Annotated in this window: 17 protein-coding genes and 1 pseudogene; 10 read left to right on the top strand and 8 right to left on the bottom strand. The window is 70.0% G+C overall.

Annotation, left to right across the window (positions count from 1 at the left end; all coding sequences use genetic code 11):
* Nucleotides 1-65: 65 nt before the first annotated feature.
* Nucleotides 66-380, bottom strand: coding sequence for a hypothetical protein (locus WMF46_RS47970; RefSeq protein WP_437983380.1), 315 nt, complete (start codon nt 378-380; stop codon nt 66-68).
* Between the two features lie 559 nt (nt 381-939).
* On the opposite strand from WMF46_RS47970, the gene WMF46_RS47965 reads away from it, so the two are divergent.
* The 3 genes and pseudogenes from WMF46_RS47965 to WMF46_RS47955 form a co-directional block, all read left to right on the top strand.
* Nucleotides 940-1,134 (top strand): DNA-binding protein, encoded by a 195-nt coding sequence (locus WMF46_RS47965; protein ID WP_437906052.1) that lies wholly within the window; start codon nt 940-942, stop codon nt 1,132-1,134.
* A gap of 2 nt (nt 1,135-1,136) precedes the next feature.
* Complete coding sequence (locus tag WMF46_RS47960) at nt 1,137-1,532, top strand: type II toxin-antitoxin system death-on-curing family toxin (protein WP_437743225.1); 396 nt, start codon at nt 1,137-1,139, stop codon at nt 1,530-1,532.
* A 195-nt stretch (nt 1,533-1,727) separates the two neighbouring features.
* Nucleotides 1,728-2,804, top strand: a pseudogene (locus WMF46_RS47955) (hypothetical protein); the annotation flags it as partial.
* Nucleotides 2,805-3,232: 428 nt separating this feature from the next.
* On the opposite strand, the gene WMF46_RS47950 reads toward WMF46_RS47955, so the two are convergent.
* Nucleotides 3,233-4,426, bottom strand: coding sequence for a glycosyltransferase (locus WMF46_RS47950; RefSeq protein WP_437988018.1), 1,194 nt, complete (start codon nt 4,424-4,426; stop codon nt 3,233-3,235).
* 351 nt (nt 4,427-4,777) lie between these two features.
* Between WMF46_RS47950 and WMF46_RS47945 the strand changes: the two genes are divergently transcribed.
* Entirely contained in the window at nt 4,778-5,890 is a 1,113-nt protein-coding gene (locus WMF46_RS47945; RefSeq protein WP_437983379.1) for a hypothetical protein, read from the top strand.
* A gap of 48 nt (nt 5,891-5,938) precedes the next feature.
* Here WMF46_RS47945 and ltrA read toward each other — a convergent pair whose 3' ends face one another.
* The 4 genes from ltrA to WMF46_RS47925 form a co-directional block, all read right to left on the bottom strand.
* The gene (ltrA, locus tag WMF46_RS47940) at nt 5,939-7,477 is read right to left on the bottom strand and encodes a group II intron reverse transcriptase/maturase (protein WP_437979957.1); all 1,539 of its coding nucleotides are present in this window, start codon (nt 7,475-7,477) and stop codon (nt 5,939-5,941) included.
* A 543-nt stretch (nt 7,478-8,020) separates the two neighbouring features.
* Nucleotides 8,021-8,995 (bottom strand): metallophosphoesterase family protein, encoded by a 975-nt coding sequence (locus tag WMF46_RS47935; protein ID WP_437983378.1) that lies wholly within the window; start codon nt 8,993-8,995, stop codon nt 8,021-8,023.
* Nucleotides 8,992-9,504, bottom strand: a complete 513-nt coding sequence (locus tag WMF46_RS47930) for a hypothetical protein (protein WP_437983377.1) — start codon at nt 9,502-9,504, stop codon at nt 8,992-8,994. Before WMF46_RS47930 ends, WMF46_RS47935 begins: the two co-directional genes overlap by 4 nt.
* Before the next feature lie 192 nt (nt 9,505-9,696).
* Nucleotides 9,697-10,824: an ABC transporter substrate-binding protein gene (locus WMF46_RS47925; protein ID WP_437983376.1), complete on the bottom strand. Its 1,128-nt coding sequence runs from the start codon at nt 10,822-10,824 to the stop codon at nt 9,697-9,699.
* A gap of 337 nt (nt 10,825-11,161) precedes the next feature.
* Between WMF46_RS47925 and WMF46_RS47920 the strand changes: the two genes are divergently transcribed.
* The 3 genes from WMF46_RS47920 to WMF46_RS47910 all read left to right on the top strand — a co-directional run bounded on the left by WMF46_RS47920 (nt 11,162) and on the right by WMF46_RS47910 (nt 13,346).
* Entirely contained in the window at nt 11,162-12,043 is an 882-nt protein-coding gene (locus WMF46_RS47920; RefSeq protein WP_437983375.1) for an SDR family oxidoreductase, read from the top strand.
* 33 nt (nt 12,044-12,076) lie between these two features.
* Complete coding sequence (locus tag WMF46_RS47915; RefSeq protein ID WP_437983374.1) at nt 12,077-12,655, top strand: hypothetical protein; 579 nt, start codon at nt 12,077-12,079, stop codon at nt 12,653-12,655.
* A gap of 184 nt (nt 12,656-12,839) precedes the next feature.
* On the top strand, nt 12,840-13,346 hold the full coding sequence (locus WMF46_RS47910; protein ID WP_437983373.1) for an HAD family hydrolase: 507 nt from the start codon (nt 12,840-12,842) through the stop codon (nt 13,344-13,346).
* A 59-nt stretch (nt 13,347-13,405) separates the two neighbouring features.
* Here WMF46_RS47910 and WMF46_RS47905 read toward each other — a convergent pair whose 3' ends face one another.
* A complete protein-coding gene (locus WMF46_RS47905) occupies nt 13,406-14,905 on the bottom strand; it encodes a HEAT repeat domain-containing protein (protein ID WP_437983372.1) in 1,500 nt (499 codons plus the stop codon).
* A 312-nt stretch (nt 14,906-15,217) separates the two neighbouring features.
* Here WMF46_RS47905 and WMF46_RS47900 point away from each other — a divergent pair, with 312 nt between their 5' ends.
* The 3 genes from WMF46_RS47900 to WMF46_RS47890 all read left to right on the top strand — a co-directional run bounded on the left by WMF46_RS47900 (nt 15,218) and on the right by WMF46_RS47890 (nt 18,714).
* Nucleotides 15,218-16,141: a nucleoside hydrolase gene (locus WMF46_RS47900; RefSeq protein ID WP_437983371.1), complete on the top strand. Its 924-nt coding sequence runs from the start codon at nt 15,218-15,220 to the stop codon at nt 16,139-16,141.
* A gap of 175 nt (nt 16,142-16,316) precedes the next feature.
* Nucleotides 16,317-17,474, top strand: a complete 1,158-nt coding sequence (locus WMF46_RS47895; protein WP_437983370.1) for a hypothetical protein — start codon at nt 16,317-16,319, stop codon at nt 17,472-17,474.
* Nucleotides 17,475-17,586: 112 nt separating this feature from the next.
* The gene (locus tag WMF46_RS47890; protein WP_437983369.1) at nt 17,587-18,714 is read left to right on the top strand and encodes a hypothetical protein; all 1,128 of its coding nucleotides are present in this window, start codon (nt 17,587-17,589) and stop codon (nt 18,712-18,714) included.
* A 63-nt stretch (nt 18,715-18,777) separates the two neighbouring features.
* Here the strand turns inward: WMF46_RS47890 and WMF46_RS47885 are convergent, their stop codons facing one another.
* Nucleotides 18,778-20,172 (bottom strand): CotH kinase family protein, encoded by a 1,395-nt coding sequence (locus WMF46_RS47885; protein WP_437983368.1) that lies wholly within the window; start codon nt 20,170-20,172, stop codon nt 18,778-18,780.
* Between the last annotated feature and the right edge of the window lie 123 nt (nt 20,173-20,295).

Below are 20,295 nucleotides of genomic sequence, written 5' to 3'. Positions count from 1 at the left end.
TGGCGCGAGATCGGGTCGATCGCGCGCCAGCGCACCGCGGCCAACAGCTAACGTCCGGCGCCCACTCAGCAGCGCCAGCAGATGACGCCGTAGTCCCCCGCCGTTCCACAGCACAGCTTCAGGCCAGGGGCATTGGGACGATCGGAGCGCGCGGCGGTGCTCATCAGCGAGGTGTCGTCGGCGTCGGTCACGTCACCACCGGAGCACGCCGCATCGTCCGCAGCGCCCCCGAGCTCCGCCGAGGCGTCCACGGCCGTGGACTCGAGCTGCACGCCGCTCGCGGCAGAGCTCGGGCCGGTCTCGGCCGCCGCGATCGCGGGGACGGCAAAGGCGGCGAGCATGAGGGGGAGAGAGCAGAGCGCGAATCGGATCGTCTTCATGGTCATTGTCTCTTTCGGGCCTCGTGGCCCACGTGAAGGCGCCAGGGGCGCCGGCCGAGCACAGCCCGCTGCGGGCAGAAGCGCCCACAGCCAGGCGTCTCCCCGCGCTGCAGCGGTGAGCGGTACGCCTGCGAGCGCCCCGTAGGGCGCTGCTTTCGGCGTTGGCGGCGCGGAGATGCCACCTCTACGCGGCAGCGGGCGGGTGGTTTCACGGAAGTTCAGCTTCCCGTCGTTCGTGCTCTCTTTCGCGCTGGTGCGGCGTGTCGCCGACGAAACATGCTGACGAAGCGCGGCCACCGGACCCGGATGAGGGCGACCCGGGCCGGGCGGCCATCGCGTGGCGCCGGAGCGTCTCTGACGACCCGGCGCGGAACGGCTCCGCATGGCACGCCGTTACTCCCGAGCGCTCCGGAATCTTCCTCTCTCCAGCCTCAACCCCCCATCGGCCGCTGCGCTCTCGGGACGGATGGAACCGCCTTTCTCCGCCGGGATTCATCGCTCGCCGGCCCACCCGTATACCGGGTGACGAGCCAGGGTCGCCCGAGGTACACTTCGTCCCATGAAGCTCGCCATCGACCTGTCGCCCGCGCAAGCCGACCGCCTCCAGGAACGCGCAAAGAGCCTCGGCTTGCAGCCGGAAGAGCTGGCGCGGGCCGCCGTGGCGGATCTGCTGACGACGCCGGACGACGAGTTTCGCGCTGCTGCCGAGGTTGTCCTCGTGAAGAACGCAGAGCTGTACAGGCGGCTCGCCTGAGCGTGCGCTACTTGACCTTGGCGGAGGTCTTCTTCCTCCACGAGCGGGTTCTTGCGGCGAGCGGTGGCGCCGCAGGCGTTCGCGACCTCCGCGCCGTCGAGGCTGCCGTGGCCCAGCCGAAGGCGACCTTCGGAGGTGAAGAGCTCTATCCTACCGTGATCGCCAAGGCAGCAACTCTGTGCTTCTCGCTCGTGCAAGGCCACCCATTCATCGACGGTAACAAGCGTGTCGGTCATGCAGCGATGGAAGTCTTCCTGATGCTGAACGGCTACTCCCTTGATGCCCACGTCGATGTTCAAGAGCGCATCATGCTCTCGCTTGCTTCCGGCGCGCTCTCACGACACGAGCTCCTCGCTTGGCTCGAACAGCATGTCCGGCGACGGGAGCCCTCCGTCTAGCAGGAATTTACGCACGCTGGTTATCAGACGCCCTCGCGCACCGCGGCGCCCCTCGGGAATTCCGTCGTCACGCCCCCGGAAAATTTCGCCCCCAATACAAGAATTTCCCCATTTCTGCCATTGCGGTCCTGGGGCACGTTCTGTCGTACACCGCGCAGCGAGGGCGTTACGCTCCCCGGAAGAGGAGAACAGGACATGCGACTTGGCACTTCCCTGTCCGCGGTGACAACCATGTGGCTGGCGCTCGCCGCGTGCGGCGATGACGATGAGAAGCTGTCGCCGCTGGGAGCGGCGTCCGGCGCAGAGGGTGAAGGCGGCGCGACGGGTGAAGGCGGCGCGGGCGGCGAAGGCGGCGCGCCGGAGGCGGGGAGAGCGGACGGCGAGCCGTGCACCGCCGACGAGGAATGCAGCGGGGGACTCTGCTTGACCGAGGCAGACCTGGGCTGGGCGGGGGGTTACTGTTCGGCGCTCTGCGCGGAGCCGCTCGCCCCGTGCGAGTCTGGCTCGATCTGTGTCGCGACTGACAGCAACTTCTCGCTCTGCTTCAGATCCTGTGAAGAGGCGCCCGACTGTCCGGGCGCGGGGCGGAGCTGCCTCGTGGCGCGCCAGAACGGCGCGACGGCGGCGTGCGTTGGCGGCTGCGACAGCGACGATCAGTGCCAGGTCGCCTGCAACAGCGAGACGCAGCGCTGCTCCCTCGACGAGGCGTGCGACAACCACGAGGACGACGATGGGGACGTCCTGCAGGACTGCGAGGAGCGCGACTGTTCCAAGCACGAAGCCTGCGTGGACGGCATTGCCGCGGCGTGCGCGGGGGCGATCGACGTGTCGGCGGGCGGCGCGTTCACGGGCAGCACCAAGGACGGTACGAACGTGTTCGCCACGATCTGCTCTGCCTCCAACGGCACGTATGCGGTCGGCGTGGGCGTGAAGGAGAAGGTCTTCCGGTTCGTGGCGCCGACCAAGGGGGCGGTCGTCTTGGCCCCGAGGTCGGCCGCGGGCGGCGGCTACGACTGGTACGTCCGGACGGGCTGCGACGACTCGTCGACGCTGCTCGGCTGCTCGGTCGCGCTCGGCCCGGATGAGCTTGCGGTCGAGCTCCTTGTCGAGGCCGGGGACACGCGCTTCCTCTTCATCGATGACACCGGTGAAAGGGACCCGGAGTATGCGCTCGAGGTGACCTTCGCAAAGCAGGTCTGCGGCGATGGGGTGAGGGTGGGCACGGAGGAGTGCGACGACGGCAATGCGGCGAACGGTGACACGTGCTCGAGCGCGTGTGTGCTCGCCCCGGAGGCGGCGTGCGCGGGTGCGGCGCCGGTGACGGCCGCGGCGGTGACGGGCGACACGTCCGAGGGCACGCGCGGCTTCACGGCGACATGCGCGGGCGACGGCCCGGAGCTCGTGTACCGCTATTCCCCCGAGGCGGACGGCAGCGCGACGATCACCGTGACGCCGACGGGATCCGCCGATCTCGTCCTCCACGTGCGGACGGACTGCGGCGAGAGCGCGACCGAGATCAACTGCCTGGACGCCGGCTACGCCGGAGACGCCGAGTCGGTCACGCTGGATGTGGCCGCGGGGACTCCGCTCGACATCTTCGTCGACAGTTACAACAACGTCTCTGCCGGCTCGTTCGAGCTGAGCATCACCCCGGGTCGACCTGCGGACACGGCCGGACGAACGCGGCCATCACCCGAGCTTCACGCGGAGGCCCGCTCGATGAGGTCGGCGGCGACGGTCGTTCCATCCACCGCCACGGCGCCCGCGCTCGCGGCCGCGCGGGCGGCGACCCCGTGGTCGAGGGCGCCCTCCAGCGCGGCCAGAAGGGACTCCGCGCTCAGCGCACCACGGGCCACGGACGTCCCGAGCCCGAGCGCCCGGACGCGCGACGCCCAGTAGGGCTGATCGGCGAACATCGGGACAATCACCTGCGGGACGCCCGCGCGCGCCGCCGTCGTGGTCGTACCCGCGCCGCCGTGGTGCACCACCGCGGCGACCCTCGGGAACAGGGCCTGCTGGTTGACGTCGCCGATCGCGATGCCGTCGGGAGCGTCGTCGACGAGACCGAGCTCGGCCCACCCCTGCGACAGCACCACCCGGCGCCCCGCCGCCCGCACGGCCTCGATGACGACACGGCCCGTCTGCGGGTCGACAGGCATGCTGCCAAAGCCGATGTAGACGGGCGGCTCGCCGGCGGCGAGGAACGCTTCCAGCTCGGGTACGAGCGGCGCCTGGTCGGGAAGGAGCCAGGCGCCCGTCTGCGTGACCTGCAGGCCGGGCGTCGACGGCAGCGGCCCAAGGACCGAGTCCGTCGCGAGCCACGGCGCCTTGCCCAGGACGTGGCTGAAGACGTCGCTCAGCGGACCCAGGCCGAGGCGCTCTCGGTTGGCGTTGAGCCGCTCGAGGAGGCGCTCGTTCCAGCTCCGCGATTCGTCCTGCCAGCGCCGGAGGTTCGATTCCGGGTCGCCCCCGGGCTCCCCGCCGGGCGCATGGTCCGGCGACGGCAGGGCCACCGGCGCGTACACGGCGACCACGGACAGGATGCCCAGGCGTTCCGCGATGGACCGCGCGGCGTACTGGTGCGCTCCGCCGGCCACGATCATGTCACATCCCTCGGCGGCCGACGCGGTCGCGTCGAACTGGTCTCTCGCGAGGTGCTCGACCAGCGCGCGGATCTGCTCCGGCGTCGGCGGGACGGCCGGCGCGGCCCCGCTCGGTTGCCGCATCGCGATTCCGATCGGGGTCGCCGTGAAGCCCAGGCCGCCCACCCAGGCGATGAAGTTCGGCGGGACGCACAGCCTCACATCGTGCCCCCGACGCCGCATCTCGACGGCCAAGGCCACCACGGGTTGCACGTCACCGCGAGTCCCCACTCCCGTCAGCAATACCCGCATCGTCTCTCTCCCTTCCACCACGCAGGCCGCGTGGATGACGGAGGCGACGATGGCACCGGAGACGCGTTTTTTCATCGTATCAACGCCAGAGTTCCGGTATACATGCTGAGACGGGAGGCAGGGCGAGACGCCCATGCCACGGATCATCCGTTCAGGCCCAGACGGCCGGAGCCTCCTGGAGCTGAGTCGGCTCGTCGAGCCGTGTGAGCGGAAGGTGCTCTCCTGCTCGGCGAGGGAGCAGGTGAATCCTTGTACGCCCGATCAAGGCGATAGCCGATCTCCGCAGGGCTGCGAGCGGGCTCGGCCTCGGCACGCGCGGGGCGCGGAATGCATCTTGAACCCCTCTGATCCATGGGCGACGAGGCTGCGCATCCTGGTGACGCAGCGGGGGCCACGGCGCTCCCGCTGAGCGAGGCGACGAGCGAAGCAGGCGTGGGCGGGCGCCCTGTCGATGCGTGGCTCGAAGAGCTCTTGTCCCGCGCGGTGCGCCGCTACAACCGGCGGCCTCGCCCCGCGAGCATCGCGGCGTCGACCGGCGTGACGGAGTCGACCGACGCGCGCGCGGTCATCCGGCGCGCCTGCATCCGCTCGGCGCTCGCGGGCGGCACGACCGGGGCGCTCTCGACCGGCGCGGCCGTGGCCACGGCCGAGACGAACGGGCTCGGCGGGCTCGTCGCTATCCCTGCAGCCATGCTCGCGATCGGCGCTGAGACGGTGCTCCGGCTGCTCCTGCACGTGCAGATGCTCTGCGAGCTCGCGGATCTCTTCGGGCTCCGGTTCGATCCGGACGAGCCGGCCGACGTGTGGGCGCTGCTCGCCCTCGCGTTCGGCGTCGTGGAGCACCCCCAGGACACGGACGATCCAGCGGGCGTGCTCGTGCGCTCGGCGCGCGGGCGCGGCTCGGATGTGGCGAAGCAGCTCGCGGCGCGGCTCGCCGGCGAGAGCGTGGCGCGCAACCTGGTGCCCGTGCTCTCGGTCGCCTCGTCGTCGATCACGAGCTGGGTAGTCACCCGGCGCCTCGGCGATACCGCGCGTCGATACCTGCGTTACCGGCGCGCGCTCGACGAGGCGCTCTGCGACGAGACGCTGCGCCCGCACCTCGATCGGCTGTTCGACGGGCTCTGGTTCATCTTCACCGCCGATGGACGCCTCACGCCGGAGGAGTCCGCGCTGCTCGCGGCCGTGCTGCGGCGGCTGCCGGCCCCGGCGCGCGCTGGCCTGAACGAGCGCCTCGCCGACGACATCACCTGGATCGAGCGCCTCCGCGGCGTGCCGGAGGGCGCGCGCGCCCCGCTGCTGCGCGCGCTCGAGATCGCGGCGGCCGTGGACAAGGTCGCGTCGCTGCGGGAGCGGAAGCTCCTCGTCCACGCCGCGGCGGCGCTCGACCTCCGCGTCGACGAGGGCGGGCTCGCTCGGATGATCCGCGAGTTCGAGGAGATCGGCACCCTCGGCGTGGCCGCGTAGCGCGGGCCATAGCTCTACTGCGGGAAGTCGGCCGGGGAAGCGAACCGGTCACGGTAGGGACGGCCCTTTCGGGCCGCCCCCCGTACAGAACCCGGCGTGCGGTTTTCCCGCACCGGGCTCCCACCTCCGGTCTACGGATGAGAAGCGCACGGTGGGATAGGGGTGTGTGATGCGCGGCGGAGGAAGCGGGAAACGCTCGTCGAAACGGGTCCGTTGGTCGTTCGTCCAACGAGCCCGCTGGCTGCGACGTTGCATGCCCCTGTGCCACGCCTCGCGCACTTGGTGGCGAAACGAGCCCAGGGCTCGCGCGTTTCCAGGTACCCCGTAGTAGTTGTAGTGCCCTCGGAGCACGGCGCTCAGCCATCGGTGTTGCTCCCTGGCTGGGTCGTGCGCCTTGCGCCTCATTTTCCTACGGAGATCCCGCAGCTTTGCTGCCCTCTTCTTCCGGGAGGTCCGGCGCACGAGCGCGAAACGTCCATCCACGCGCTTCGCGCTGATGTGCGTAAAGCCGAGGAAATCAAACGTCTCTGGCCGCTCGTGTCCTTCCTTGCCGCAGTGCTCCGATGCGTACCGCCCAAACCGGAGCACCCGCGTCTTCTCAGAATGCAACTCCAGTCCGAACTGAGCGAGGCGCTCCGCAAGCGCTTCCTGCATCGCCCGTGCGTCCCGCTCGTACTGGAAGGTCATCACGACATCGTCGGCGTAGCGCACGATGTACATCTCCCCGCGCGCGTGCCGCTTCCGCCATCGATGCGCCCACAGATCGAGCACGAAGTGGAGGTAGATGTTTGCCAGCAGGGGGCTGATGATCCCCCCCTGCGGCGTTCCCTCCTCCACGTCGTGGAGCTGGCCGTCCTCCATGACGCCCGCGTGCAGCCACTTCATCAGCAGCCGCACCATGCGTCGATCCACGATCCGGTGCTCGACGAACTTCTGCATCCACCCGTGATCGATGGTGTCGAAGAACGCCCGGATGTCTGCGTCGAGCACCCAGTTCGTCTTTCTGCTGACGATCGCTACGCTCAGCGCGTCCAGAGCCCCGTGCGCCGACCGGCCTGGCCGATAGCCGTACGAGAACCCCAGGAACTCGCTTCGCTCGTAGATCGGTTCCAGGAGCATCCGCGCCGCCAGCTGGACGATCTTGTCTTCCAGCGCGGGGATCCCGAGCGGCCTCGTGCGGCCATCGCCTTTCGGGATGTGCACGCGCCGTACCGGTTGCGGATGGTAGCTTCCGCGTTGTACGCGGTCCTGAAGGTCGAGCAGCCGTGCGTCCAGCCTCTCGCCGTAGCTGCTCCACGTCTCACCGTCGACGCCAGGTGCCGCGTCTTTCCGCAGGCGCTCGTACGCCTCCTTCAGCAGCGGCGCCTTGATGTAGCTCAGCAGGTTATCGAACCGCGTCCCTTTCTCCTTCGTCGCTCGCTTTCCGACTCGATCCAGGTGCGTGAGCGCGTCTTGCCGATCCTGAGCCCGGGACGCGTTTCGCTGGTCGAGATTCCCGTTGGCCTCGCCCCTTCCCTCCATCGACTCCTCGGGCGTTACCCGCGAGTTCGCCGACTTCTTCGGTACTATGGGCTCGTCCGACTCCATCGGGGCATGCGGCTCCGGGGCTTTCGCCCTTGCGGCTTGCGGCTTGTCGCCTTCCCGCGCCTGCCTCCCGCCCACCACTGGCGAAGAGGCGCCTCCGAGGCCTCCCGGTTCCCGTTCATCAGGCAAGTGCTGACGTGCCGAACTCTCCGACCCCGAGGGGAGTGCAGTGCCATCGCCCACCGCTGTCTTTGCGGCCGCTGCACCGTGGCCTTCCGCGGTCTTGGAACGCGTCGGCTCCCACTGACTGACTTGTTTTCGAGGCTCCATCGCCCGGCCCGTCCGCTCGTCTTCCTACGCTTCGCCGTCGTGGTCGCCCACGCCGCCGCAAGGTTGACTTCCCGGGGGTGGGCACCTCCCGGGGTAGGACTTGCTTCTGTACTGCTGCATGCTCACCTACTTCCTGATGCCGGTTTTACCGGCGCACCCAAGGGCGCCAAGAAACCCCGGGGAATCGGGGGGAATGCCGGGGCGGCCCCCTTCCCCCTCTCCCCTTGGCGGCTTGGCGGCTTTTCTGCTGATCCGGGGCAACTTCGCGCAGTAGAGCTAGCGCGCCGGCCAGGGAATCACGAAATGGTCAAGGGCGGCGGCCTCTCTGCCGCCCTTGGGGAGCCCGTGGACCTCGACGGCGAGGCCCTCCGGGGCGGGCGCGATCAGCAGAAAATGAAATGGGCGGAGCGCCGCGCCGCGGGCGAGATCGTCGGGATGGCGGCGTGCCGCGCCCAGGGCGAGCGCGGCCCGTGGGCCGCCGCCTCCGCCAGCCACGATGAAGAGCTTTCCGCCGCGCTGGAAGCGCTCGTGGTTGTGCACGTGGCCGCTGATCAGCGCCAGCGCCTTCCGGGAGCGGAGGAGGGGCGGGACGATGTGGCGCTGCACGTGGGGCTCGTCGCCCGTCACCGTGCTGTTCGTGTAGGGCGGATGGTGCGCGAGCACCAGCGTCGCGCGCGCTGAAGGATCGGCGTCGAGGCGGCGGAGCGCGCCCTCGTACCAGCGGATCTGGGCGTCCCACTCCGCGGGGGTGAGCTCGTCGATGTTGCTGTCGAGGACCACGACGCGGATGGGGCCATAGGCAACCTCGTACCAGTGGCGCCCGCCGAGGTGCGGGAAGCGCGCGAAGAGGTGGCGCGCACCGTCGCGGCCACCCCAGTACTCATGGTTGCCGAACGCCGCGAACACCGGGATCCCGGCGTCGCGCACCGGCGCCATCAGGGCGTCGAGATCGGCCCAGTGCTGCGCCGAGCCGCCGTCGAACACCAGATCGCCGATCACGAACACGGCGTCGGGGCGAGCGGCGGCCAGCGCCTGCACCAGCGCAGCGCGCTCGGGATCGTTCGACTCGCGCCAGAACTCCAGGTACGAGGTGCGCTGCAGATCGGCGATGACGGCGACGCGGCCGCTCGTGGTCGGAAGCGGCACATCGAGGCTCCCCGCGAAGCGGCGCGGCGCGGGGAGCGGCGCGCACGCGGCGAGCAGCGCGCTCGCGGCGGCGAGCAGCGCGGCCGGGAGGACCCGCCTGCTCACGGCCCTTGCGATCGGCGGAGGGCGGGTCGGCCCTCCAGAAAGACGCCGACCAGGACGCCGAGGTATGCGCCGGCATGGAGCCCCCAGCAGACGAGGTATCTCGTGACGGCGCCGCGGGACCACACTCCGAGGCTCGCCTCGCGCACGCCGAACGGGTCGAGCGCCGCCATGACGGCCGGGCAGAGCGCGAGCGCCGCGGCGAGCGCCGCCATCATCCTGACCAGCCAGGCGCGCCACGAGAACCGGTCGCTGCGCGCGGAGCGGAGGAGGCCCACGCCCGTGACGAGGGCGCCGAGCGGCAGACCTCCCCGGAACCCCGTCCAGGCGACCGCGAGCCGGAACGGCAAGCTCGACGCGGCGAGGCCCTTTCCGTCGAGGAAATACTCTGGGGAGATCGTGGCGGTGACCTGATCGAAGAGCGCGCCGCAGATGCCCACCGCCAGCGCGCCAGCGAGGATGGCCAGGTACTCGCGAAGACGGGAGGGCGAGGCGGGTGGGCTAGGCCGCACGACGCCAACGATACGACAAGCGGAGGCGATCGCGGTAAGCTCGCCGGCACAGTCCTCGCCGTGGAACGCCGAAGACAGCTCGAAAGCATCGAGTCCGAAGTCGGGGGCTCCCCTGATGAACCCAAGCCAGACCGGCAGCCCGATGTAGCGACCGCTGCGAGTCCCGATGCGGCCCCCCGGGCGGCCGCGCACCTACCGAAGCCCGAGGGCCTCCCGCATCACGCTGTCGTCGACCAGCGGCGCGAGCTCCGCGCGGGTGCGCGGGGTGCGGTTGGTCTGGGCGGCGACCCAGCCCTCTTCTTCCTCGAGGACATCCAGGATGTCGGGCACCAGCGTGCCCTGGAACCGCTCGTCCTCCCAGACCTGCTCGAGCACGGAAGGCTCGATGCCGATCGCGTCCGAGATCCTCGGCCAGACCGCTTCTGGCTCGGTGCGATAGAGCTCCTGCGCGCTCGCGAGCGAGCGCACGAACTCGACGATGCCGCGCCGCTTCTCCGGATCCGCGAGCTTCTCGGCGGTGCTGTGGAGGTTCACGATCTCGCGGTAGAGCGAGCGATCCTGGAACACGACGGCGTTGCTCCCGATCGCGTTCGCCGCGAGCTGGGTCGAGGGCTCCCAGAGCGCGACGGCGTCCACGGCGCCCTCCTCGAGCATGGCCGGCAACGTGTTCCTCGCGCAGGGCGCGGCCATGCAGATGCCCCCGGAAACAACCGTGTAGTCGGCGTCGGTCAGGCCGACCGTGCCCAGGTACTTGTGGATGAAGAAGGCCGCAGACGTGTTGGCGATCGAGCCGATCCGCTTGCCGCGCAGATCCGCGAGCGAGCGGATCCCCGCCGCCCGGTTGGCCACGATCCGGTAGAACGTCTCCGTCACCGTGAAGATGATCCGCAGGTTCGGGTGAGCCACCGACTGTCGCAGCGCCTGCGTCTCCGCGTTGGTGCCGAGATCGACGCTGGCGTCGTTGAGCATGCCCACGATGCCGCCGGACTGGACGGTCGCTTCACCGGGATAGAAGTCCTGCGCCGCGATCAGCGCAGGAGTGAACTCGATGGACGCCGTGTCGCTCGAGATCTTGAGCGCTGGAAACGACGCTGCTCCGCCCTGCCCCCCCGCGCCGGTTTCACCGCCTGCGCCCGCGCCGGCCTCCCCGCCCGCGCCCGCGCCGGCCGCCCCGCCTGTGCCCGCGCTCCCACCCCCGCCGGCCTGGCCGCCGCTGCCGCTGCTCGCGTCGGCGGCGCCAGAGCCCGCGCCGCCCGAGGACGCCCCACCCGCGCCGCCAGCCGTCGCCCCACCCGTCGTGCCGGAGCTTGCCGATGACACGTCCCCGCTAGAATCCGACTTGCCGTCACAAGCGATCAATCCAATCACAGAGAAAAACACGACACGGAAGAGCGGACGCATGTTCAGTCTCCTTCGACCGGCGGCTTATAGCGCAGTCTCCGGCCGGCAGGGCTGCCCGCATGAGCGCTCGAAACGGTTCGACATCAGAGCGATCCAGCTCGGCCGACAGAGCACTTCCCGCTCGGGAGCGCACGGTGGGCAGGAAACAAACGAGCAGAGTTATTCCAATCCATTGGCGTGAGATCCAACATGCGGGAGGCTCCGTTGCACGCTGCTCTTCGGGCGCGGCCCGCCGACGAGGCGAGGGAGGTGCGTCATGGAAGGTGAACGCGATGAAAGGGAGCGGCAGATGATCCTGGTGACCGGAGCAACAGGGAATGTTGGCGGTGCGGTGCTCGAGCAGCTCGTCAACGCGGGCCAGCCGGTCCGCGCGCTCGTGCGCGATCCGGCGAGGCTGGGGGCGCTCGGCGGCGACATCGCCGTCGTGAAGGGCGATCTCTCGAAGCCCGAGACGCTCGACGCCGCGTTCGCGGGCGCGGACAGGGCGTTCCTGGTCTGCGTGGGCGGCGACCTGCCGAACCTCGCCGGCAACGCGGCCGACGCGGCGAAGAGGGCGGGCGTGAAGCACATCGTGCTGCTCTCGTCGTCGAGCGTCGCCCGCGCGCCCGACGTCCAGATCGCCCGCTGGCACCGCGAGGCCGAGGCGAGGGTCAAGGCGTCGGGCGTCGCCTGGACGATGCTCCGGCCGGGAGGGTTCGCCTCGAACACGCTCCGGTGGTCCGCGTCCATCAAGGCGCAGGGCGCGGTGTTCCAGCCCCTGGGCGACGCCAAGACGAGACCCATCGACGAGCGCGACATCGCGGCGGTCGCGGTGAAGGCGCTGACCTCGCCGGGGCACGAAGGCAAGGAGTACGAGCTCACCGGGCCGGAGGCGCTGAGCGCAGCGGAGCAGGTGGCGAAGATCGGCGCCGCGATCGGAAGGCCGCTCAGGTACGTCGACGTGAGCGAGGACGCCGCCCGCGAGGCGATGGTGAAGGCGAGGCTCCCCGAGGGCTTCATCCGCGCCTTGCTCGAGGCGTTCGCGTTGATCAGGTCCGGGAAGGGAGAGGAGCCGTCGTCCGCCGTCGAGCAGCTCCTCGGGCGCAGGGCGCGGACGTTCGACGAATGGCTGGAACGCCACGTGAAAGCGTTCCAGTAGGGCGCGGCGGCAGATCGCCAAGGAGGAGAGAGCATGGCATCGAGAGCGACCAGGATCCTCGTCATCGGCAAGAGGGCCGATGTCCTCGAGCGGGGCGTGGCAGCGCTGAACAAGCAGGGGCACTCGGCTGTCGGCACGTTGAGCGCGTCGCCGGACACGGAGTTCCACGCCGGCGACTTCGACCTCATCACGCTCGGCGGCGGCGTGGACGCCGTCACCCGGGCGCGCCTCCACGCGCGCTTCAAGGAGCAGAACAAGGACGTGATGGTGCTGGACGTGTACGCCCCGATCGCCAGCCAGCAGATCGCCTGGGCGCTCAGGAGATCTTCCGTCGAGGGAGAGCTCGGGGGCGCCTTCTCGGTGACGGAGGCCAATGACACCTTCGTCGCGCGCGCGACGATCGAGCGCGCCTGCGCGCTGCGCCTCGACATCTACAGCTACCCCGGCGGCGCCCTGGAGCCGGAGGTCGCGCGCGTCGCCGACACCTCCGTCTCCCAGGGAACACACGAGTTCAGGATCGAGAAGGAGCTCGCGCGTGACGGGTTCATGGCGGTGCTGACCTTGAACGGCGAGGAGCACCACCTGCACCGCCTGCAGCAGCACCCGGGCTGAGCCGCACGGCGCGGAACGATCACCTGGCGATGAGCGCTCTCCATGGCTTCTCCAAGGCCCTCTCCACGCTGGCCCAGCGCTCGCGCATCCGCCGCGCTTGCGACCGCCGCACACTCGCGAAGCTCGCCTCTCCCGGCGGCCCGCACCGCGTGAGCGCAACGCACGCCTCGGGACGGCGCGTGCCATGAATCCCCTTCGCGAAGTCCGGGCAGTCTGCTTCGATTGGGGCGGCACGCTGATGTCCGAGCACGGCCCCGAAGACATCCCCATGGGGCAATGGCCCGAAGTTCAGGCCATCGAGGGGGCAGCAGAGTGCCTCGATGCCCTGGCGGGCAGGCTTCCGCTGGCCATCGCCACCAACGCCTCGGTCTCGAGACGCCCGATGATCGAGCTCGCGCTCTCCCGCGTCGGGTTCAAGGGCTACTTCAGCCACATCTTCTGCTTCACCGAGCTCGGATTCCGCAAGAGCCAGCCCGAGTTCTGGCAAGCCGTGGAGCGCACCCTCGGCGTGCCGCTCAAGAACGTCGCCATGATCGGCGACTCCTACGAGCAGGACGCCATGTATCCACGCCAGTTCGGCGTGCAAGGCGTCTGGTTCAATCACCGGAGCTCGGTCAAGCGAGATGAGGTTCGTGTTCCTGTGGTCGACGAACTTCCCAGGTTCGCGAGCTGGGCCAGCAGCGCGGCCTGACCACTCGGTCCTTCTGGACCACGTGGCGGCGCTGCTCGAGGACGACGCGGGCCCAGTCGCTACGCCTCGCCGCGGCGCGCGATCGCCTCGAGCGCCATCCGGGCCGTGTCGCACACGCGGTAAATGTTGGTGCGGCTGCCGGTCGCGGTGCGCTCGAACGGCTTGGTCTCGTCCTCGAGCAGCCGCTCGAGCGCCGGCCGCACCCGCGCATCGCCGAGCTCACCCAGCGTGCGCGCGGCGTCCTGGCGCACGAACGGATCAGCGTGCCGCGTCAGCTCGGCCAGCGCATCGAAGCCCGCGGCGCGATCCTGCCGCACGAGCGCCCGGCACGCGTTCAGCCGGTGAGAGGGCTCCTCGCCGAGCGCGAACGCCCGCAGCCGCGCCAGGAACTCCGGCAGCTCCGGCGCGTCCACGTGCGCGAGCACCTGCAGGCCGTGCATCGCGACGCGCGGCTCGGCGTGATCGAGCATCGCCGTCGCGGCGGCGGCGAACACCGGGGCGTCCGCCGGCGACACGCCCCGGCCCGCCATCGCCGCGAGGCGCCGGCCCGCATCCGCCGCCACGCCCTGCCGCGCATCGCCTAGGCGCGGCAGGAGATCGGCCAGCGTCATCACCTTCGCGTCATCCAGGGCGCTGAGGGCCGCCGCCGCGATCGAGCCGTCGGCGTCCTCGAGCATGGCGCGGGCATCGGCGGCCCAGCGCGCCGCATCGCCCTTGCACACGCAATCCAGGGCCGCCCGGCGCGGCCCCGGCTCGGGATCACGCAAGAACGGCCGCGCCCGCGCCCCTGCATCGCCGTCGAAATCCCCGAGCACCTGGAGCGCCCGCTCCCGGATGCGAGCATCGGGGTGATCGAGCCGCGCGATCACCCGATCGAGCGTGCCCTCGCCGATCTGCGGCAGTCGCCTCATCGCCGCCAGCGCATCCGCGAGGCGCTCGCCCCGGCGCAGCGCATCGGCCAGCTCGGACTCGAAGCCAGGCATGCCGGTGCCAAACCAATGGATCTTGCACCCGGCCAGGAGCTCATCGAGCCACCGCTCGTACCAGTCAAGGAAGCCCGCGCTCTCCGGGAAGTACGGGCGCCCGCCGTCGAGGTCGATGTACACGACCTGCCCGCGCGCAGGCCCGGTGAGCACGAGCTGCGTGTAGTAGCTGCAGCCCTGTGAGCCGAGGCTCAGCGTGCCCCGCAGCGCGCGGTCCATCGCCTCCTCCTCGCCGGGCAGGAGCGCCTCGAGCCAACCGTCGCCCGGAGGCAGCGTATCGGGGTGCAGCGGGCACTCGGCGTCGAGGTCGTCGAGCGCCTCGTACCGCGCGTCGTCGCACGCTGCGAGCGTCATGAGCCCGTAGAACGGCCCGGCCCCGCCGTGCCCCGCGTGCAGGAGGAACGCACGGTAGTCCTCGGGCAGCCGCACCCGCCGCGCGGCCTCGAAGGCGGCCACCTCGGCCTCGGCGGCCGGCGGCCGCAGCTCGAAGCAATGCGCGGCGCTGCCGAAGCACTTGAGTCCCCGCTCACGAACGGCGGCCAGCTTGGCGATGATCCCGTCGAGGCGCTCGCGCACGAGCCCACGCTAGCACCCGCGTGCGCGCGCTGTCGTCGCCTCCGGATCACGACGCCGGGCGCTCGTTCAGGTACCTGTCCGACCACGACGTCCCTCCGAGCGCACAGGGGTCAGGACACAGCAGGCCCCCAGGGGACCCGGCCATGGTGGGGACGAGCCCCTTCATCGGCAGCGGAGAACCATTTTCGTGCCTTCTTGCGCCCTTGCGTCTTTGCGCCTTTGCGTTGAGATTCTCCTTCTCACCGCGCGCCAGATCCCCGGCGGGATCCCTGGCGCGCGGCACCAACCCTCCGCGCTCGCAAGGAGCTCTTCATGACACGAACGCGCGTTCTCCTGGATCACGACGGCGGCGTCGATGACTACCTCGCGATGCTCCTCCTGTTGACGATGGACCACGTCGATGTCCTCGGCGTCATCGTCACCCCTGCCGACTGCTACATCGAGCCCGCCGTCAGCGCCACGCGCAAGATCCTCGATCTGGTGGGCCGCCACGACGTCCCCGTCGCCGAGAGCACCGTCCGCGGGCTCAACCCCTTCCCGCCCATCTTCCGGCGCGACGCCTTCTGCATCGACAAGATCCCCGTGCTGAACGAGCGCGAGGAGATCCTCACCCGGCGCGTCCCCGAGGCGGGCCAGGCCTTCATGGCGAGCGCCCTGCGCGCCGTCCCCGAGCCCGTGACGCTCCTCGTGACCGGGCCGCTCACCACCGTCGCCGCCGCGCTCGACATCGATCCTCGCATCGAGAGGAACATCCGCGAGATCGTCTGGATGGGCGGGGCGCTCAACGTGCACGGGAACGTGCAGACGGCCTTCGAGAGCGGGCAGGACGGCTCCGCCGAGTGGAACGTCTACTGGGACCCGATCGCCGCCGACCGCATCTGGAAGACCGCCATCCCGATCACCCTCTGTCCGCTGGACATCACGAACCTCGTCCCCGTCACCCAGGCGTTCCTCCGCCGCCTGTCCCGCCAGCGCCGATACCCCCTCTCCGACCTCGCGGGCACCTGCTACGCGCTCGCCGGCCACCAGGACTACTTCGCGTGGGACGTGCTGACGACCTCGTACCTCGGCAAGCCGGAGATGTTCACCCTCCGCGCCTGGGAGACGGAGATCGTCACCGCGGGCCCCTCGCAAGGGCGCACCAGGGTCGTGCCCGGCGGCCGCCCGGTGCAGGCGCTCGACCATGTGGATCTCGAACAATTCTACGAATATCTCTTTTCCCAATGGGCGAGGTGACACAGGGCGGCCGGCACAGGTTGACACCACGGTCATGCGCGACACGCGCGGGGACCCACAAGGATCCCGCGGTGATCGGGCGAGTCGCGGTCGGCACGGCGTCTGCATACCGGCGTGGTCTCTGCAAATGCCCGCGCGGAGCTGACCGCGTCGGGTCGCTCGAGGAGGAACTTCGATGCCTTACTCTCGTTTCACCGCGCTGACTCTCGCCGTCATGGGAGGCCTGGCCGCTCTCGGTATCTCCCGTCCGAGCTCTGCCTGCACGCCTGTGCCGGACGGGCGCTATCTGTCCGGGGTGTTTGGCGTCGTGCCGCTCGACGGGGTCATCGTGGCCCGGGCCAGCTGCTACTCCAACTGTCCGGAGAGCGCACCCGTGCTTCTGGTGAAGGACAAGGACACGGGCGAGGCCATCAGCGGCACCCAGGAGGAGGTCGCCGACGTCGCCGTCGCCGAGCGCGAGAGCGTGCTCGTCTTTCGCCCCACGGCCCCGCTCGTCGACGGCCACACCTACCAGGTCGAGATCGAGGGTCAGGACATCAGCGCCGGCATCTCGGAGATCTACGCCAGCACCGCTGTCGACATGGACGTGGGCGCCATCCCTGTCCAGAGCCACGTCATCGTGCAAGAGCGCTGGCACGGCAAGACGAGCTGCTGCACCGTCGATCAGCTCCCGGGGACCTGCGGTCCGGACGAGCGCTGCGTGGCGGAGGAAATGGAGCGTTACGTCAGCGTCTTCCTCACTGTGACCGGGGGAGTCGACGCCGGCGAGAGCCAGTACGTGCAAGTCGTCACCTTCTCGAGCCCGGACGGGGAGGAGCTCGGCAAGAAAACGGTCTGGAATGAGTCCCCGAGCCAGACGTACGACGTCGCGGCCACGGAGTACTGCTACCAGCTCACGTACAGGAGCCTCATCGACGGCACGACCGTCGAGAAAGAGCGCACCTGCGTTCCGCACGGCGACGCGGGCGAGACGGCCGTCTTCCCGGCCGACCCGGCGCAGATCGCCGCGAACATCGCGGCGTGCTCTTCTCCGCCCCAGGGCTTCGAGGAGGCCTGGTGCAGCGCGAGGGCGGCGTTCTGCGAAGAGGCCCCCCACCTCTGCGCCGACAACGACGTGAGCTCCTGCGAGGCCCCCGATACGGGTGCCGGCGGCTCGGGGGGATCCGGGGCGGGTGGTGGCGGTGACGCTCCGGAGGACCCGGATGGCGATCACGTCCGCGTCGGCTGCTCGGTCGGCGCGGGCCGCAGCGCCTCGTCCGGCTGGGCGCTCCCCGCGCTGGGGCTCGCGTTATCTCTCGCGAGCCGCGCGCGGCGGCGTCGCGACCGCCGCTGACCGGTCCGAGCCAGATCCCCGCCGGGATCGCTGGCGCTACGCGCTCGCCGACCACCAGGACTACTTCGCATGGGACGTGCTGACGACCTCGTACCCTCGAGGAGGAACTTCGATGTCTTGTTCTCGCTTCACCGCGTTGATCCTCGCCGCCATGGGAGGCGTGAGCGCTCTCGGTATCTCCCGTCCGAGCTCTGCCTGCTCGCCTCCGCTGGACGGGCCCTATGCGTCATTGGTCCCGCGCGCCGTGCCGATCGATGGGGTCATCGTGGCCCGGACCGTCTGCTACTCCAGCTGTCCGGAGAGCGCGCCCGTGCTCGTGGTGAAGGACAAGGACACGGGTGAGGTCCTCACCGGAACCCAGGAGGAGGTCGCCGACGTGCCTGTCCGCGAGGGCGAGAGCGTGCTCGCCTTTCGCCCCGCGGCCCCGCTCGTCGACGGCCACACCTACCAGGTCACCGTCGAGGGACCGAACCTCAGCGCCCCGTTCAAGGAGACCCAGGCCAGCGCGGCTGTCGACATGGACGTCGGCGCCGTCCCCGTCCAGGCCAGCGTCCTCCTGGGGGAGCGCTGGCACGGCGAGGCGAGCTGCTGCACCCCCGATTGGGGCCCGGGGAGCTGCGGTGGGGAAAGAAGCTGCGTGGCAGACGAAGTGGAGCGTTACGTCACCGTCTTGCTCGATGCGAGCGGGGGGGTGGACCACGGCGTGGGCCAGTACGTGCAAATCGTCACCTTCTCGAGCCCAGAGGGGGAGGGGCTCGGCAAACAGACGTCCTGGGGAGGGGCCCTGACCGCGACGTACGACGTCGCGGCCACGGAGTACTGCTACCAGCTCACGTACAAGAGCCTGGTCGACGGCGCGACGGTCGAGAAGGAGCGCACCTGTGTTGCGCACGGCGACGCGGGCGCGACGGGCGTCTTCCCGGCCGACGCGGCGGGCATCGGCGAGACCATCGAGGCGTGCGCTTCTCCGCCCGAGGGCTTCGAGGAGGCCTGGTGCAGCGCGAGGAAGGCGTTCTGCGCGGAGAATATCAGCCTCTGCGCCAACGATGACGTGAGCTCCTGCGAGGACACCGGTGCGGGTGGCGGCGGTACCTCTCCGGAGGACCCGGATACCGAGCAAGGCAGCGCCGGCTGCTCGGTCAGCGCGGGCCGCGGCGCCTCGTCCGGCTGGGCGCTCCCCGCGATCGGGCTCGCGCTGTCCCTCGCGAGCCGCGCGCGGCGGCGTCGCGACCGCCGCTGAACGGACCCAACGCGCCATCGCAGTCTGCCCGGCGCGGCGCGAAGCCGCCCGATCCGGGCGGCGCTACTCGGCCAGATCCGCGCGCAGCGCGTCCGGGCGCTCGCGGATGGTGTCGAGCAAGCTCTGGAAGCCCCGCTCGAACTCTCTCTGGGAGTACTCCTTGCGCGGGTCGGCGGCGACCTGTTCGCTGATCTGCTCGTAGTAGCTGTTGGCGAGCCCTTCGAGGTCGGCGCTCTCGTACGCCTCGATGATGCTCTCCACGGCGCCGCGATAGGCGGTCACGCAGCTTGGGCTCTCCAGGCAACGCCGGAAGATGAGCCCCGTCGAGATCGCGCTGTCCGGGAAGTCCCCCTGGCGCGCGAGCTCGAACAGGGCGATGTGGGGCTTGCCCGAGTCGCGGAAGGGCTTCATCGAGAGGTCCATCCCCCACGGCAAGAAGACGAACTTCCCGGAAGCGGGGTCGTTGTAGATACGAAAGTTGTTCGGATAAAAGACCGTGTAAGCGTACATGTCCCACTGATTCACCGCAGCCTCGGCCGCGGTGAAGCGCAGGAAGTGATCGGTGTCGAGCGAGCCGCCGATGTCCTCGAGGAACGTCGCGCTCTTCGCGGTGTCCACGGCGGCGATCAGCGCAGCGAGGTCCGTGCGGTCGTTCGCGGTCTCGTTGGTCTCGAGATCGAACTTCGCTTCGGCGCCCGGCACGAAGTCGACCTGCCCTTCTTCGTACAGGTTTCCGTCGTTGCTCGCGAACCAGCGCGAGAGAAAGGTCGTGTCCTCGGCTTCGACATTGGCATACACGCCGTAGAACTCACGGTTGACATACACGAGCGCGCTGTTGCAGCGCGGGGCGGGCAAGCCGGCGTGGCGGAAGAGGTCGTACGCCAGGCGCTCCGCGAGGAACGACGGATCTTCGACCATGTTGTTGAGCGTCATGCGCTCGAGGCCGAGGAAGGTCTGGTCGTCCACGAACTCGTCGAACTTGAGCTTGAACGGCGCTTTTTCGTCGAGGCCGCGGAAGCTGCCTTCGCCCTTGATGCGCAGCCCGATGTTCGAAACCGTGACCGTCCCGTAGCGCAGCGTGGCCGACACGTACTCGTCCTGGAGGGGATCGTCCGGGCCCGACACCTGCTGCAGGGCTTGAACCGACTCCGGGGGCAGCTCGATGTCGAAGCGCGGCAGGTTGGTGGGGTCGTAGATCTCGGCGCTGAGATCAGGACCGCCTCCTGCTCCGCCCGACGCCTGCCCACCCGACCCAGTTTCGCCCGTCCCGGCGCCGGCGCCTCCGCTCGAACCCGCCTGGCCCCCGCCGCCGCCCGTCGGCCCGCTGGTTCCGCTGCTCCCCTCTCCCGCTCCGGCCGCTCCGGGTCCCGCGGGCTCGGAGCAAGCGACGACAAGGCCGCACAGGGCCGAGGCTAGCAGTGCTGTCGGCACACAGCCGACGAAGGTCTCGATGCGCATGGCGACACACCCAAGTCGAAGAAAGAGGACACCGCTCGTGAAATGTGTTCGCTCACATGGTCGATGTCAATTCCAATCGGCCCGGCCGCGGGGATCCCCGGGGGCGCCGCGTCAAGAGGAGGT

This window comes from Sorangium sp. So ce117, assembly GCF_051524395.1.
Classification (GTDB): domain Bacteria; phylum Myxococcota_A; class Polyangia; order Polyangiales; family Polyangiaceae; genus Sorangium; species Sorangium cellulosum_B.
This window is presented reverse-complemented; position numbering and strand designations above follow the sequence as displayed.

Bases quoted from the DNA above. Each gene is read 5' to 3' on its own strand.
- WMF46_RS47970 (WP_437983380.1), bottom strand. From the start codon at position 380: ATGAAGACGATCCGATTCGCGCTCTGCTCTCTCCCCCTCATGCTCGCC.
- WMF46_RS47965 (WP_437906052.1), top strand. From the start codon at position 940: ATGAAGCTCGCCATCGACCTGTCGCCCGCGCAAGCCGACCGCCTCCAG.
- WMF46_RS47950 (WP_437988018.1), bottom strand. From the start codon at position 4,426: ATGCGGGTATTGCTGACGGGAGTGGGGACTCGCGGTGACGTGCAACCC.
- WMF46_RS47945 (WP_437983379.1), top strand. From the start codon at position 4,778: ATGGGCGACGAGGCTGCGCATCCTGGTGACGCAGCGGGGGCCACGGCG.
- ltrA (WP_437979957.1), bottom strand. From the start codon at position 7,477: ATGGAGTCGGACGAGCCCATAGTACCGAAGAAGTCGGCGAACTCGCGG.
- WMF46_RS47920 (WP_437983375.1), top strand. From the start codon at position 11,162: ATGGAAGGTGAACGCGATGAAAGGGAGCGGCAGATGATCCTGGTGACC.
- WMF46_RS47915 (WP_437983374.1), top strand. From the start codon at position 12,077: ATGGCATCGAGAGCGACCAGGATCCTCGTCATCGGCAAGAGGGCCGAT.
- WMF46_RS47910 (WP_437983373.1), top strand. From the start codon at position 12,840: ATGAATCCCCTTCGCGAAGTCCGGGCAGTCTGCTTCGATTGGGGCGGC.
- WMF46_RS47900 (WP_437983371.1), top strand. From the start codon at position 15,218: ATGACACGAACGCGCGTTCTCCTGGATCACGACGGCGGCGTCGATGAC.
- WMF46_RS47895 (WP_437983370.1), top strand. From the start codon at position 16,317: ATGCCTTACTCTCGTTTCACCGCGCTGACTCTCGCCGTCATGGGAGGC.
- WMF46_RS47890 (WP_437983369.1), top strand. From the start codon at position 17,587: ATGTCTTGTTCTCGCTTCACCGCGTTGATCCTCGCCGCCATGGGAGGC.
- WMF46_RS47885 (WP_437983368.1), bottom strand. From the start codon at position 20,172: ATGCGCATCGAGACCTTCGTCGGCTGTGTGCCGACAGCACTGCTAGCC.